Origin of the sequence: Streptomyces sp. SID13726, assembly GCF_010548375.1 — a bacterium.
Lineage (GTDB): Bacteria > Actinomycetota > Actinomycetes > Streptomycetales > Streptomycetaceae > Streptomyces.
Genome location: NZ_JAAGLY010000002.1, coordinates 621892 through 636552, shown reverse-complemented (window position 1 = coordinate 636552; position 14661 = coordinate 621892). Strand labels below are relative to the sequence as shown.

The following is a 14661-nucleotide window of genomic DNA, read 5'->3' as shown; positions in this document are numbered from 1 at the left end:
ACCGGCCGCTCATGTACACACCGTCATCTGCTGACGCGCATCACTGATGCGCGTCAGTGACCATAACCGGCACACCACGGCGGAACAAGGGTCGGTCAAGGCAACCAGTCCCCGAGGGCCCCCGAGGTCATCCCCAGGCACCATCCGGTGCTCCTCCTCCGGGAGGACCGGGCCCGGGCGCCTGGTGCCACGGCACCAAGCGGTATTGCCAGCACCGGCACGATGCCCCGGCACCCCCGCTCCGGACAGGCTGGTGATCCACCCGAACCCCGACCTGGAGATCCCTTTCTCGTGGCTACCTTGCTCTATCGGCTGGGCCGGACCGCCTTCCGACGCCGTTGGCTCGTGGCGGTGCTGTGGGCCCTGCTGCTCGGCGCCGTCGGTGCCGGCGCCGCCACCGCGCCCGCCGCCTCCGACGACGGCACGTCCTTCATGCCCGGCATCGAGGCGCAGAAGGCCTTCGACCTGATCGGCGAACGCTTCCCCGGCACCGACGCCAACGGCGCGAACGCCCGCATCGTGTTCGTCGCACCCGACGGGGAGAAGGTGAGCGCGTCCGGGCACCGCGCCGCCATCGACGCGTTCGTGACCGAGGCCGCCGCCGAGCCGCAGGTCGACAGCGCCGTGAGCCCGTTCGAGGCGGGCGCGGTGAGCAAGGACGGCTCCACCGCCTATGCCACGGTCGACTACAAGGTGAAGGCCGACGACCTCACCGACACCGACAAGGCCGCCCTGGAGAAGGCCATCGACCAGGCCCGGGACTCCGGCCTCACCGTCGAGGCGGGCGGCACCGCGCTCGCCGCGCAGCCGGCGGCGGGCGGATCCGCCGAGGCCATCGGCATCGCCCTCGCCGCCGTGGTCCTGTTGATCACCTTCGGCTCCCTCGCCGCCGCCGGGCTCCCGCTGCTGACCGCCGTCATCGGCGTCGGGATCAGCATGGCCTCGATCATGGCGCTGGGCAGCGTCTTCGGCCTGTCCCTGACCACGGGCACGCTCGCCTCGATGCTCGGGCTCGCGGTCGGCATCGACTACGCCCTCTTCGTGGTCTCCCGCTACCGCGAGGAGCGCGCGAACGGCCACGCACCGCGCGAGGCGGCCGGCCTCGCCGTCGGCACGGCAGGCTCCGCCGTGGTCTTCGCCGGCCTCACCGTCGTCATCGCCCTGGCGGGACTCTCCGTGGTCGGCGTCCCGATGCTCACCAAGATGGGGCTGTGCGCCGCGGGCGCCGTCGCCGTGGCCGTCCTGGTCGCCCTCACCCTGGTCCCGGCCCTGCTCGGCATGTGGCCCGACGCCGTACTCCCGCGCCGCACCCGCAAGGGCACCGCCGCTGCCCCTGGCGCCGCCGCCCCGCGCACCGCCGACAACGGCGGCACCCGCTGGGCCCGGTTCGTGCTCCGGCGCCCGGTGGCCGTGCTGGTGACCTGCGTCGCGGGCCTGGGCGTGCTGGCGCTGCCCGCCGCCCAGTTGGAGATGGGCATGCCGGGCGCCGAGTCCAAGCCCGTCTCGTCCACCGAACGGCGTGCCTACGACGCCCTCGCGGAAGGCTTTGGTGCCGGCTTCAACGGTCCCCTGACGGTCGTGGTGGACACCAGGGACGCCCAGGACCCGAAGGCCGCCGTCAAGGAGATCACCGAGGCCATCGGCGCGACCCGCGGAATCGTGTCCGTCTCCCCGGCCCGGCTCAACCCGGCCGGTGACACCGCGCTCTTCTCCGCGGTCCCGGCCACCGGCCCGAACGACGAGCACACCAAGGACCTCGTCCAGAGCATCCGCGGCGAGCGCCCCGGCCTGGAGGGGCGGACGGGCGCGACCTACGAGGTCACCGGCAGCACCGCGATGAACATCGACGTCGCGCAGGCCCTCCAGGACGCGCTCGTGCCCTACCTGGCCGTGATCGTCGTACTCGCCCTGCTCCTGCTGCTGGTGATCTTCCGCTCCGTGCTCGTGCCCGTCAAGGCCGCCCTGGGATTCCTGCTCTCGGTGCTGGCCGCCCTCGGCTCGGTCGTCGCGGTCTTCCAGTGGGGCTGGGGCGCGGGACTGCTCGGCGTGGAACAGCCCGGCCCGATCATGAGCCTGATGCCGATCTTCCTGGTGGGCATCGTCTTCGGCCTGGCCATGGACTACGAGGTGTTCCTCGTCGCCCGTATGCGGGAGGCGTACGTCCACGGGGACCGGGCCCCGCAGGCGGTGGTCTCGGGGTTCCGGCACAGCGCCCGGGTGGTCGTCGCGGCCGCGGTGATCATGATCGCGGTGTTCTCCGGGTTCATCGGCTCCGGTGAGTCGATGGTCAAGACGATCGGCTTCGGTCTCGCCGTCGCCGTGCTGTTCGACGCCTTCGTCGTGCGGATGGCGCTCGTGCCCGCGGTGCTGGCCCTGCTCGGCGACAAGGCGTGGTGGCTGCCCAAGTGGCTGGACCGGCTGCTGCCCCGCGTCGACGTAGAGGGCGCCGGTCTCACCGCACAGCCGCGACCGGGCGAGGGACCGGCGGACACCGGGTCCGAGGCGCCGGAACCCGCCCGCGTCTGAGCCCCGCACCGCGGGCCGGGCACCGGACAGCACGGTGTCCCGGTCCGCGGTGTGTGAGCATGGCTGCCGTTCCCCTATCCCGGAGTGTGATGAGCACCAGTCGGCAGCGCCGGGCAGTGACCCGTCCGAAGGCCGTCGAGGCCGCGACACTGGTCCTGCTGTTCGCGTTCACCGTCACCGGCGTCCTCGTCACCCGCGCGGTGACGGAGAGGCCCCTGGCCCTGTGGCCCGGCATCGCCCTGTCCGCGCTCGCCTGCGCCGCCCTGCGCCGGCGCCGTACCCACCCCCTGCCGGTCCTCGCGCTGACCACGCTGTGCACGATGGCCGAGGGGGCGCTCGGCTATCTCCTGACCCCCTTGCTGATGGGGCCGCTGCTGGTTGCGCAGTACGCCACGAGCGTGCGCACCTCCCGCCGTACGACCTGGAACAGCGTGGCGGCAGCCGCCGTCTGCATGATCGTCACCGGGGTGCTGCTCCCCACCTTCCTCGACTCGGTGATCCTCGCCGTCGTCAACCCCACGGCCTGGCTCCTGCTGTCCGCCGCCCTCGGCAGCTACACCCGGGTGCGCCGGGAGTACGCGGCGGCCCGCGCCGAGCACGCCGACCGGCGGCGTGAGGAGGAGGCACGGCACCGGGTGTTCCAGGAGCGGATGCGTATCGCGCGGGAACTGCACGACGTGGTGGCCCACCATCTGACCCTGGCCGACGCCCAGGCGGGCGCCGCCGCCCACCTCGCGAGGACCCACCCGGACCAGGCCCTCGGCATCATCGGCAAGCTGCCGGAGACCACGGCCGCCGCCCTGCGCGAACTCAAGGCCGCCGTGGGCCTCCTGCGCCAGGACACCGACCCCGCCGACGACCTGGCCCCCGCACCCGGACTCGGGCAACTGTCCGACCTGGTCGAGACATGTGCGACGGCCGGGCTGGAGGTGACCGTGACCGTCGAGGGACAGCGACGGCGCCTCACCCCCGTACTCGACCTGACCGCCTACCGGATCGTCCAGGAAGCGCTCACCAACGCGACCAAGCACGCCGCCACCCGCACCGCGCGGGTCCGGCTCACCTACACACCGCACCGGCTGACCCTGACCGTCGCCAACGACACCGACCCCGGCCGCCCCCGTGCCGTGCCGGGAGCCGGTGGCGGATTCGGGCTCATCACCATGCGCGAACGCGCCGAGTCGGTGGGCGGTACGTTCCACGCCGGTCACCGCCGGGAGGGCGGCTTCCGGGTCGACTGCGAGTTGCCGTTGGGCGGCGGGGACGGGCACGAGGGTGAGGGAGGACACGCCGAGGAGCGCACCGGCGCCCCCGCCCCCGACACCCGCGAGACTCACGGCATCCGCGAACCGCGTGGCGTCCGCGAGCCTCACGACATCGGTCAGCCGCACGACACCCGCGAAGCCCCCGCCGGCGGCGAACCCCACGACAGCCCCGCCCGCCCCGACGAAAGCCCCGCCCCATGACCATCCGCGTCCTGCTCGCCGACGACCAGGCGCTGCTCCGCGCCACCTTCCGTATCCTCATCGAATCGGCCGAGGACCTGACCGTGATCGCGGAGGCCGCCGACGGGCGGGAAGCCGTCGAACTGGCCGAGACGCACCGGCCCGACGTGGTGATCATGGACATCCGGATGCCGAACGTCGACGGGGTGACGGCCACCGCCGCCATCTGCGCCCGCCCGGAGCTGTCGGACACCCACATCCTCGTCCTCACCACCTTCGAGAACGACGAGAACGTGGCCAAGGCCCTGCGCGCCGGCGCGAGCGGCTTCCTCGGCAAGGGCGTCAGCCCCGAGGTCCTGCTGTCGAGCATCCGGACGGTGGCCGCCGGTGAGGCCCTGCTGTCGCCGACCGCCACCCGGGCCCTCGTCACCCGCTTCCTCGCGACCCCGGACACCGACGACTTCCTCGCGCTCCCCGAGGTGGTCAGGACCCTCACCGACCGCGAGCGCGAGGTGACCGCCCTGGCCGCGCTCGGGAAGTCCAACGCCGAGATCGCCGAACGGCTGGTGCTGAGCCCGCTGACCGTGCGCAGCCACATCCAGCGCGCCATGACCAAGCTGGACGCACGCGACCGCGCCCAACTCGTGGTCGTCGCCTACCAGAGCGGCCTGGTGACACCCCGCCCGCATCCCGGTACGTCCGGCACCTGAAGCGTGGGAAACGTCCTCACAGCACGCGGTACGTCACATGCGTGACCAGCTTCGCCGAGCGCGCCCCGAGCTGCTCCAGCTTCAGTGGCGGGACACCCTCGAAGAGCCGGGTGCCGGCGCCGAGCGTGACCGGCACGATGTGCAGGCGCAGTTCCTCGATCAGGCCGGCGGCCAGGTACTGGTTGACGGTGTTCGCGCCGCCGTGGATCAGGACATCGCCGTCACCGGCCGCCGCCCGTGCCTGGGCCAGCGCCGACTCGATGCCGTCGGTGACGAAGTGGTAGGTGGTCCCGCCCTGCATCGGCTGGGGCTCGCGCGCGTGGTGGGTGAGCACGAACACCGGTGCGTGGAAGGGCGGGTTCTCGCCCCACCAGCCGTTCCAGGGCCGGTCCCAGGCGCCGCGCACCGGGCCGAACATGTTGCGGCCCATGACGAACGCCCCGGCGGCGGCCAGCCGGTCGAGCTCGGCCCGGTTCTCGTCGGGGGTGTCGAACATCCAGGCGTGCAGCCGGTCGCCCGATCCGTCGCCGCCGTCGTCGCCGAACGGCCGCTCCTCGGTCTGTCCGAGCCCCGCCGCGTACCCGTCGGCCGAGATCGTGATGTCGCTGAGCACCCTGCCCGTCGGTTCGCTCATCGCTGTCCTCCAGATCCGCTGGACGACCAGTCTGCGGGGAGGACGCCGGAGGACACGAGCCCTGGGCGCACCGACCGGGCACAACGGCCGTCGCCCGCAGCCCGCCGTCAGGCCGGAGCGTGCGGGGACGTCGTACGGGCCGCCTCCGCCTGGACCAGCAGCGTGAGCAGCGAGGCCACGGTCAGGCCGGCCTCGGCCGGGTGGCGCAGGACCTTGCCGGGTTCGATCCGGTAGGTGTTGGTGCGGCCCTCTTTGACGTGCGAGAGATAGCCGTCCTGCTCCAGGTCGGAAATGATCTTCTGCACGGCCCGCTCGGTGAGCCGGCAGTGCGCGGCGATGTCGCGGATCCGGGCGCTGTGGTTGTCGGCGATCACGGCCAGCACGCGCGCGTGGTTGGTGACAAATGTCCATCCGGTGTGGGGCTCGGGCACTCCATCCATGCACCAACTGTACCGAGTTCGGATTCACGCATTCAAAAGCCGGAACAAAATTTCATGTATTGGTTGACGTACGTGGGCGGGGAGGGGAATCTGTTGAGCGGAGGCAGGCGCACACACGAGGGAGAAGGGTCATGCCGGAACCTGCGCACTCGGCGCAGCCCCTCACCGCACCGGAGTCCGGTCCGCCGTGTCTGGCCACGGTCGAGTACGTGGTGGCCGACGACCGGGCGGGGGTCACGTGCCGCGGCGAACTCGACATCGGCGCGCAGCGGTTGCAGCGCACGCTGCACGACATCCTCGACCGCTCGGCCACCGGGCTCGACCTGGACCTGAGCGCGGTCGCGTTCTGCGACTGCGGCGGCCTGAACGTCCTGCTCGGGCTGCGCAGGCAGGCCCTCGCCCAGGGCAAGACGGTCACCGTCCTGGCGTGCAGCCCACCGGTCGAGCGACTGCTGGAGCTGACCGGCGCCCACGAGCTGCTCGTGCACGACGGCACCGACGGTCAGGGGAGCGCCGCCACCGGGCCCGACGACAAGGAGACCGAGGAGGCGAAGAAGACGGAGGAGGCCAAGGAGACCGAGGAGGCGAATGAGGCCGAGGAGACCACTCCCGCCGGCGTTCTCGCCGAGTCGGCCCGCCCCGTGGACGTCAGCCACGAACTGCGCACGGAGGTCGCCCAGTTGCGTCGGGCCATGCAGTCCCGCCCGGCCATCGACCTGGCCCGCGGCATCCTCATGGCCTCCTTCGGCCTGAGCGCCGAGGACGCCTGGTCGGTGCTGGTCACCGCGTCGCAGAACACCAACACCAAGGTGCACCACCTCGCCCAGCACCTGATGGGCACCGTCCACGGAGCCCCGCTGCCGGACGAGGTGCGCCGGCAGATGGCGGCAGCCGTCGCCCAGGTCCGCGACACCCCGCTGCCGCCGTCCGGCACCCCGACGACGCCGTCCGACGACTCGACGGACACCGCGCCGGAACCACGGGACACCGCCTAGGCGCCGCGGCTACGACAGGTCCAGCAACCCCCGCCGGACCGCCTCCGACACCGCAGCGGCCCTGTTGTCGACGCCGAGCTTGCGGTAGATGCGCACGAGGTGCGTCTTGATCGTCGCCTCGCTGAGATACAGGGACTCGGCGATGGCGCGGTTGCTGTGCCCGTCCGACATCAGCTGCACCACCTCCCGCTCCCGGCGCGTCAACTCCGGCGCGGGACTGACCACTTGGCCCACGAGATCGCCGACGATCTCCGGCGCGAGCCCCATCCCGCCCACCGCGGCACTGCGCACGGCACGGAAGAGGTCCTCGGGCGGCCCGGCCTTCAGCACATACCCCCGCGCCCCCGCCTCCAGCGCACGCACCACCTCACCGCGCCCCGAGTAGCTGGTCAGCATCACCACGGGCAGCTCCGGCGCCCCGGCGGCGATGGCCCGGACCGCCTCGATCCCGTCGGCGGAGCCGTCGCCCCGCCCCCTGCCGTCGAACCGCAGATCCATCAGCACCACGTCGGGCCGCAGGGACAGGGCGAGTTGTACGGCCTCCTCGGGATGGGACGCCTCGGCGATCACCTCGAGTCCCGGCTCGCCCTCCAACAGGGCCCGCAGTCCCGCCCGTACGACCACGTGGTCGTCGGCGATCACCAGCCGCAGCGGAGCGTCCGTCATCAGGCGGCCGCCGTCGGAGGCAGCGGCAGCAGCGCGCCGGGCACCGGGCAGGCCGGGACGGTGGCCCGGACGCGGGTACCCCGGCCGGGCGCGCCGTCGACGGTGAGGTCACCGCCGTACTCCCGCAGCCGTGCCCGGGCGGCCGGAAGGCCGAAGCCGCGGTCCGCAGCGGACGCGTCGTCGACGCGGGTGTGGTCGAAGCCGACCCCGTCGTCGCGCACGTCGAGGTCCACGCGGTCGGAGCCGTGGTGCAGCGTCACGAGCAGGCTGGTGGCCCGCGCGTGCTCCCGCACATTGGCGAGCATGCCCTGGGCCACCCGGAACAGGGTGGTGGCGGCCTGTTCGTCCAGGTCGGGGCGGTGGCCGCCGGTGGACAGGAACCGTACGCTCGCCGCGGTGCCGTCCTGTTCCGCGCGGACGCACAGCAGGCGCAGGGAGCCTTCGAGGCCCTCCTCGGCGACCACGGAGGGGGTGAGGTCGCGGATCATCCGCCGGGTCTCCGAGAGACTCATGTCCAGACCGTCGGCGACCGCGCGCACCCGGCCACGGGCCGCGTCCGGTCGTAGCTCCCACTCCCGCTCGGCGGCCTGCAACAGCATCAGACTGCCGGACAGCTCCTGCGCGAGCGTGTCGTGCAGATCGCGGGCGATGCGCTCGCGCTCGCCGAGCACCCCGGCCCGGCGCTGCTCGCGCGCCAGGACGTCCCGGGTGCCGCGCAACTCGTCCACCAGGCGCTGGCGCTCGGCGGCGTCCCGCTGCTGGGCCTCGTAGAGCGCCACCGTGCCCCACACCGCGGCCACCGGGATGAGGACCATCTCGGCGTCGAACCCGCCCGCGCTGCGGGTGAGCTGGCCGACCAGGACGAGCGTGAGGGCGCCGAGCGCCACCCAGGCCGCCCGGCGTCCGAGCGCGCGCAGCGCCGCACAGGCCAGCGGCACCGCGCACCACACATAGGCGCCGGTCAGCGGCGGGGGAGTGAGGAACACCAGCCACGCCCAGAGCAGGACGAGCGCCGCCACCCAGGCGTGCCGGGCGAGCGGGCCCCGGCGCTTCCGCACGACGAGCCCCGCCGTGTAGGTCACGGCGAGCAGGGTGCTCACGGTGACGATGTCCCAGCACAGCGAGATGTTCAGCCGGGTCAGACGGACCAGGGCCGCACCGACCACGAGGAAGAACACCAGATGCGCCGCGTGCCGGGGAGCGAACCTGCGCCCGCGGGCCGGCGGTGACGGATGGGCGGGGCCCGGGTCGGACACGACAAACCCCCTGGAGAATGATCCTTCGGGGCCGCCGAGTCTATCCGCCGCCTGTAGGGGCGATGTGAAGAGCGGGTCCCGGCCCGAGGGCCGGGACCCTGCCGCCGTCAGGCGCCCGGGTGCAGTCCGGGCCAGCCGGGCGTGGGGTCGCCCTTGACCTCGCCGAAGTACAGGGCGAAGGTCTGCTTCAGGCGCTCCACCTCGGCACGGTCGGCCATGAACTTCGGGAAGCCGTCCACGTGCGCGTTCGGGTACTCCCAGATCGGCTTGAGGCCGGCCGGGGGCTTGATGTCGGTGCGCACCGACCAGCCGTTGAAGGAGTTCTTCTGCACCTCGTCGGAGAGCTGCCAGTTGAGGTACAGCTTCGCTGCCGTGGGGTTCTTGGCCTGCTTGAGGACGGCCGCGCGCTGGCCCCAGCCCATGAACGGGTGGCCGTCGGCGATCACGAACTTCGCGGGGGACGTCGAGGACGGCACCGCCGAGCCCGCGGTGCCGATGCCGATGGCCTTCTTCCCGCCGAAGACGGCGTCACCGGGCGAGTTGCTGCCCCGCGCGAACTGCACGTCCTGCGCGGCCAGCCGGGCCACCCACTCCCAGCCGTACTTCTGGACGTACAGGGAGTAGAGGTAGAGGACGGCGTCGTCGTCGTGCGGGTACGACGAGGCGATCTTGCCCTTCCACTTCGGGTCGACCAGGTCGCGCGGGCTGCGCGGGGCGTCCGAGCCGACGGCGGCGGTGCCGTAGAGGAAGCTGAACGCGATGGCGGCGACGGAGACCCAGGCCCCGTCGGGGTCCCGGAACGACTTGTGCAGCTTGGAGAACCCGGCGGGCTTGTAGTGGAGCAGCCGGCCCTGCTGGTTCCACCGGACGAAGTCCTGGAGGGTCTGGAGCTGTACGACGTCGGGGACGAGGGTGTCGGTCGCGAACTGGTTGTCGACGCGGACGTCGTGGTACTTGCTGTAGTCCACGATCAGCCTCAGGTCGATGTCCGGGAAGCGCGCCTTGAAGGCGGCCTTGGTGCCGTCCTGCTGGGTCGGGGTGTCGCCACCGCTGTAGACGGCGAGCTTCCCGCCCTCGCGGAGGGCGGCCTTGTAGAGCTCGTCGAGCGTCCGGGTCTCCTCGCGCCCGCCGGAGTGCCGTGCGGCGGAAGCGGCCGGGGCCGCCGAGGCGGACTGGGCGGTGGCGCCGACCGCGCCGAGGCCGAGGGCGGCTCCTGCGCCGGTGGTGAGGACACGTCGTCTGCTGAGGAAGCTGGACACGCTGAGGAGACCTCTCTGCTGGGGGGTGGCGTACAGGGCCCGGGCGCCATGGGCGTTCGCCATTGTGGTGCGCGTCGACACGCTGCCGCGTCGTCCGTACGGATCGATGAGGCGTACCGACGGTGGAACCGGGTTCAACCGATCGGTTGAACGCGGACGGACCGGGGAGCTACGCCGGCGGCGCGGCCGTGGTGCGCCGGGTCACCAGCGCGGGTGACAGCCTGACCTGGACCGACGGCTTGCGGCGGTCCGCGATCCGCTCCAGGAGCAGCCGGGCGGCGTTCCTGCCGATCTCACGGCCCGCCTGGTCGACGCTGGTCAGGGAGATCGGGCCGAGCGCGGCGAAGGAGGTGTTGTCGTAGCCCGCCACCGAGAGGTCGCCGGGCACCGAGAGCCCCGCCTCGGCCACCGCCTCCAGCACCCCCATCGCGGCGAAGTCCGCGCCCGCGAAGACGGCCGTGGGCCGCTGCGGACGCGCGAGCAGTTCCTTGGCGCCGTCGTAGCCGCCCTGCTGGGTGTAGCTGGTGGAGACGACGTCGATCTCCGCCTCCAGACCGAGGTTGCGCATCGCCTTGCGGTAGCCGTCGGCGCGCTGGGCGTTGGGCATTTCGGCGATCCGCGTCGGGTCGGTCTCATGGTGCTCGATATGGGCGATCCGGCGGTGCCCGAGGGCGGCGAGATGGCCCACCACCAGCGCCGCGCCCGCCACGTCGTCGTCCGCGACGGTGTCGTAGACCAGGGAGTCCCCGTGCCGTCCCACCACCACGGTCGGCACGGTGGCGGCGATGTGCTCCAGGCGGGCGCGCGAGGAGACCGGCGCGACCAGGACCAGGCCGTCCATGCCCCGGTCGATCAGCGCCTCGGTGACCCGGGCCTCCGCCTTCTCGCCGTTGCAGCCCGGGCCCATCAGGACCTGGTAGTCGGTGTCCTCCAGCCGGCCGGTGATGCCGTCGAGGATCTCCGGGAAGAACGGGTTGCGGATGTCGGGCAGCATCACACCGATCGTGTACGTCTGTCCGCGCAGCCCCCGTGCGGCCGCGTAGGGCCGGTAGCCCAGCTCGTCAATCGCGCGCCGCACCTTGGCCTGCATCTCGGGGCTCGCGCCGTACGCGTTGCGCAGCACCTTGGACACGGCGGTGGTGGACACCCGGGCGTGCCGGGCGACGTCGACGATCGTGACGCGACGCGGAGACGCGGACGGTTCCATGCTGTCCTCCGACACCGTGGGCAACGTTGGCTGAAAGTGTACGGATGAACGGCCTGCCCGGAGCCCATGATCCGGTGCGAGCTTCCGTGCTCCGCCGCAGGAAGCCGTAACAATCGCGCAGTGTGTGCGCCATCTTGACGTCATGCGGAGGGCTCTCTAGGGTCTGGCACCACCCTGTGGGAAACATTACCCACGGGCGCCGGGTCACGTGTCCTGGTGTCGTCGACGCTCCACCGCACGAGAACCCGGCTGGTCCCCTCACTCGGACAGGCCGCTTCAGCCTTCACCGGCGCCTCTTTGAAACGTTTCAAGGAAGCAGGTTCGCCCGTGACCCTCGCACCGAACGAGCAACTCCCCAACCGCGACCACCCCCCGGACCCCGCCCCGACCTCCGCACCCCGCCGCGCCCGCACCGGCCCGCCCTGGTGGTTCATGGCACCGGCCCTGCTGCTGTTCGCCTTCGTGGTGCTCGTGCCCAGCGCCCGTGGCGTGTACTACGCCTTCACCGACTGGGACGGACTCAACCCCCACTACGCCCTGGTGGGGTTCGGCAACTTCACCGACATGCTCCGCGACGAGGACGCGGTTCAGGCCATCTGGCACACCCTGCTGATCGCCGTGTCCATCACCGTCGTGCAGAACGCGGTGGGGCTGCTGCTGGCCCTCGGTGTCAACACCGCCATCAAGTCACGCAACCTGCTCCGGGTGTTCCTGTTCGCGCCCGCCGTCGTCACCCCGATCGTGACCGCCTATCTGTGGCGCAATCTGCTCGGTACGGACGGCGCGGTCAACAGCCTGCTCGGTGCCGTGGGGCTCGGCTCCTGGGAACAGGACTGGCTCGGCAGTCCCGACCTCGCGCTGTGGGCGGTGGTCGGGGTGATCGTGTGGCAGTTCGCGGGCTACTCGATGGTCATCTTCCTCGCCGGACTCCAGTCCGTGCCGCACGAGATCCTGGAGGCGGCGGCGCTCGACGGAGCCGGTCCGGTCCGCCGCTTCTGGTCGGTCACCAGGCCGCTGCTGGCCCCGGCGTTCACCATCAACCTGATGCTGTCGATCATCGGCGGCATCAAACTCTTCGACCAGGTCTTCGCGTTGACCGGCGGCGGCCCCGGCCACGCGACCGACACCCTGTCGACGCTCATCTACAAGGACGCCTTCGCGCTCGGCGAGTTCGGCTACAGCATCGCCCTCGCGGTGGTCCTGACGATCATCGTGGCGATCGCCTCCACCGGTCAGTACTTCGTGCTGGCCCGCAGCGAGAGGGCCGTGCAGTGAACCGCTACCGTCCCCGCACCCTCGGCCTCGAACTGACCATGGTCGCCATCGCCCTGGTCGTCGGCTTCCCGGTGTACGTCCTGGTCAACCTGGCCGTACGGCCCGCCTCGGACAGCTCGTCCCCGATCCGCCCGACGAGTTCGCCGACCCTGTCCAACTTCAGCCACGCCTGGGAACAGGGCGCGCTCGGCGGAGCGCTGGCCAACAGCCTGCTGGTGACGGTGTGCAGCGTCTTCATCGTGCTGGCCGTCTCCTCCCTCGCCGCCTACCCGCTGGCCCGCATCACCGCCCGCTGGTCACGGGGCGTCTATCTGCTCGTCCTGCTCGGCCTGGTGCTGCCCTTCCAGCTCGCCTCGCTGCCGCTCTACCAGACCATGCGCGACCTCGGCCTGCTCGGCACCCCCTGGGCCCTGGTCCTCTTCTACTCAGGGCTCCAGGTGCCGTTCACCGTCTTCCTCTACGTCGGCTTCCTGCGGGCCCTGCCCCGGGACTTCGAGGACGCGGCACTCATCGACGGCTGCACCCCGCTCCAGGGCTTCCGCTATGTGGTCCTGCCGATGCTCAAGCCCGTCACCGTGACCGCGCTCGTCCTCAACGCGGTCGCCGTGTGGAACGACTTCTTCACCCCGCTGCTGTACCTCAGCGGCAGCGCCCAGCAGACCATGCCGGTCGCGATCGCCGGCTTCGTCGGCCAGTACGTCACCGACTGGAACCTCATCTTCGCCGCACTGGTGATCAGCATCCTGCCGATCCTGCTCGTCTACTTCCTGCTCCAGCGCAGCATCATCAGCGGTTTCGCCGGCGGACTGCGGGGATGACACCCGCCTTCTTCTTCCCGAGGGAGACATCATGAAGACACGCACACTCACGGCTCTGGTGGCCACGACGACGGCCGCCGCGCTCCTGGCCGCGTGCAGCGGCGGCACCAAGGCGGGCGGCTCCGGCGGCGGCTCCAAGACGCTGACCCTGGCCTCGGTCGACCAGGGCTCCGTCGAGGACGTCGTCAAGGCCTTCGAGAAGGCCAACCCCGGCGTCAAGGTCAACTTCACCACCAGCGGTGTCGACCAGTACCAGCCGCAGATCCGCACCCAGCTCTCCTCGGGCACCGCGCCCGACGTGATGTCGGTGTGGCCCGGCAACGGAAACCCCGGCGCCACCTACGTGCTGGCCAAGGCGGGCTATCTGCGCGACCTCTCCGACCAGTCCTGGGCCGCCAAGATGCCCGACGCGATCAAGGGCGTCGCGCAGTACGAGGACAAGACGTACACCGCGATCTTCGCGCAGAGCGGTATCGGCATGGTCTTCAACGAGCAGGCGCTGGCCAAGTCGGGGCTCACCGCGCCCGACACCTGGACGGACCTGCTGGCCTTCTGCCGGGCCGCCAAGGCGAAGGGCACCCCCGCCTTCGCGCTGGGCAACCAGGACAACTGGGTCACCCAGCTCGTGCAGTACGCCCTGGTCGCCACCCTCGTCTACGGCCCGGACCGCGACTTCGACAAGAAGATGCAGGCCGGCCAGGCCACCTTCGCCAAGTCGCCGTGGCGGGCCGCCCTCGACAAGTACATGACGATGGAGAAGACCGGCTGCTTCCAGAAGAACCCGCTGGGCACCAACTACGAGGCCAGCCAGCAGCTCGCCGCCACCGGCAAGACGCTCGGCATCATCCAGGGCAACTGGGTGATCGCCCTGCTCCAGAAGAAGAACCCCGAGGGCACCTTCACCCTCAAGGCGCTGCCGGCCACCGACGACCCGGCGCAGACCGTCATCCCGGCGGCGGCGAGCGCGGGATACGGCGTCAACGCCAAGGCGAAGAACAAGGAACTGGCCCTGAAGTTCGTGAACTTCGTGATGTCCCCGGAGGGCATGAACCTGTTCGCGAAGAAGCAGGGCGGCCTGCCGGCCCTGCCCGACACCGGCTACCAGGTCGACCCGTCGCTCACCGAGCTCTCCACCTTCATCAAGGCGAACCGGACCGTGCCCTTCATGGACCAGCTCTGGCCCAACTCGAAGGTGCAGCAGACCATGCTGAGCGGTCTCCAGGAGGTCTTCAGCGGACAGTCCACGCCGGACAAGCTCCTCAAGGAGATGGACACCGACTACCAGGCCGGCTCGTGAGCCCCGCCCTGACGACCGAAGGGACGACGGTGTGAGCGACGCAGCACATGACCCACAGGGCCCGGAGCCCGAGACCCGCGGCGGCGACGGGCGGCGGACCGGACCGCCCCGCCGGACCGTCCTCGCGGCGACC

13 protein-coding genes are annotated in these 14661 nt (G+C 71.5%); 7 read left to right on the top strand and 6 right to left on the bottom strand.

Annotation, left to right across the window (positions count from 1 at the left end):
* Positions 1-291: 291 nt before the first annotated feature.
* The 3 genes from G3I78_RS06800 (at position 292) to G3I78_RS06790 (ending at position 4681) form a co-directional block, all read left to right on the top strand.
* Complete coding sequence (locus tag G3I78_RS06800) at positions 292-2526, top strand: MMPL family transporter (protein WP_164421868.1); 2235 nt, start codon at positions 292-294, stop codon at positions 2524-2526.
* 116 nt (positions 2527-2642) lie between these two features.
* Complete coding sequence (locus G3I78_RS06795) at positions 2643-3992, top strand: sensor histidine kinase (RefSeq protein ID WP_343243664.1); 1350 nt, start codon at positions 2643-2645, stop codon at positions 3990-3992.
* Positions 3989-4681 carry a response regulator transcription factor gene (locus G3I78_RS06790; protein ID WP_164421867.1) on the top strand — a complete coding sequence of 231 codons (693 nt, stop codon included), beginning with the start codon at positions 3989-3991 and terminating at the stop codon, positions 4679-4681. The genes G3I78_RS06795 and G3I78_RS06790 overlap by 4 nt, the downstream gene beginning before the upstream one ends.
* A 16-nt stretch (positions 4682-4697) precedes the next feature.
* Here the strand turns inward: G3I78_RS06790 and G3I78_RS06785 are convergent, their stop codons facing one another.
* Positions 4698-5315, bottom strand: coding sequence for a dihydrofolate reductase family protein (locus tag G3I78_RS06785; RefSeq protein ID WP_164421866.1), 618 nt, complete (start codon positions 5313-5315; stop codon positions 4698-4700).
* Between the two features lie 107 nt (positions 5316-5422).
* Positions 5423-5755 carry a helix-turn-helix domain-containing protein gene (locus G3I78_RS06780; RefSeq protein WP_164421865.1) on the bottom strand — a complete coding sequence of 111 codons (333 nt, stop codon included), beginning with the start codon at positions 5753-5755 and terminating at the stop codon, positions 5423-5425.
* A gap of 131 nt (positions 5756-5886) precedes the next feature.
* Here G3I78_RS06780 and G3I78_RS06775 point away from each other — a divergent pair, with 131 nt between their 5' ends.
* On the top strand, positions 5887-6750 hold the full coding sequence (locus tag G3I78_RS06775) for an ANTAR domain-containing protein (RefSeq protein WP_164421864.1): 864 nt from the start codon (positions 5887-5889) through the stop codon (positions 6748-6750).
* Between the two features lie 9 nt (positions 6751-6759).
* Here the strand turns inward: G3I78_RS06775 and G3I78_RS06770 are convergent, their stop codons facing one another.
* The 4 genes from G3I78_RS06770 to G3I78_RS06755 form a co-directional block, all read right to left on the bottom strand.
* Positions 6760-7416 carry a response regulator transcription factor gene (locus G3I78_RS06770; protein WP_164421863.1) on the bottom strand — a complete coding sequence of 219 codons (657 nt, stop codon included), beginning with the start codon at positions 7414-7416 and terminating at the stop codon, positions 6760-6762.
* Positions 7416-8672, bottom strand: a complete 1257-nt coding sequence (locus G3I78_RS06765; RefSeq protein WP_164421862.1) for a histidine kinase — start codon at positions 8670-8672, stop codon at positions 7416-7418. The genes G3I78_RS06770 and G3I78_RS06765 overlap by 1 nt, the downstream gene beginning before the upstream one ends.
* A 107-nt stretch (positions 8673-8779) precedes the next feature.
* Entirely contained in the window at positions 8780-9931 is a 1152-nt protein-coding gene (locus G3I78_RS06760) for an ABC transporter substrate-binding protein (RefSeq protein ID WP_164421861.1), read from the bottom strand.
* 169 nt (positions 9932-10100) lie between these two features.
* Positions 10101-11138 (bottom strand): LacI family DNA-binding transcriptional regulator, encoded by a 1038-nt coding sequence (locus tag G3I78_RS06755; RefSeq protein ID WP_164421860.1) that lies wholly within the window; start codon positions 11136-11138, stop codon positions 10101-10103.
* Between the two features lie 327 nt (positions 11139-11465).
* Here G3I78_RS06755 and G3I78_RS06750 point away from each other — a divergent pair, with 327 nt between their 5' ends.
* From G3I78_RS06750 to G3I78_RS06740, 3 genes are read left to right on the top strand one after another with little or no spacing between them, the layout of a single operon-like run.
* Entirely contained in the window at positions 11466-12413 is a 948-nt protein-coding gene (locus tag G3I78_RS06750) for a sugar ABC transporter permease (RefSeq protein ID WP_343243663.1), read from the top strand.
* A complete protein-coding gene (locus tag G3I78_RS06745) occupies positions 12410-13231 on the top strand; it encodes a carbohydrate ABC transporter permease (protein WP_164421859.1) in 822 nt (273 codons plus the stop codon). The genes G3I78_RS06750 and G3I78_RS06745 overlap by 4 nt, the downstream gene beginning before the upstream one ends.
* A gap of 31 nt (positions 13232-13262) precedes the next feature.
* Entirely contained in the window at positions 13263-14528 is a 1266-nt protein-coding gene (locus G3I78_RS06740) for an extracellular solute-binding protein (RefSeq protein WP_164421858.1), read from the top strand.
* The last annotated feature ends 133 nt before the right edge of the window (positions 14529-14661 follow it).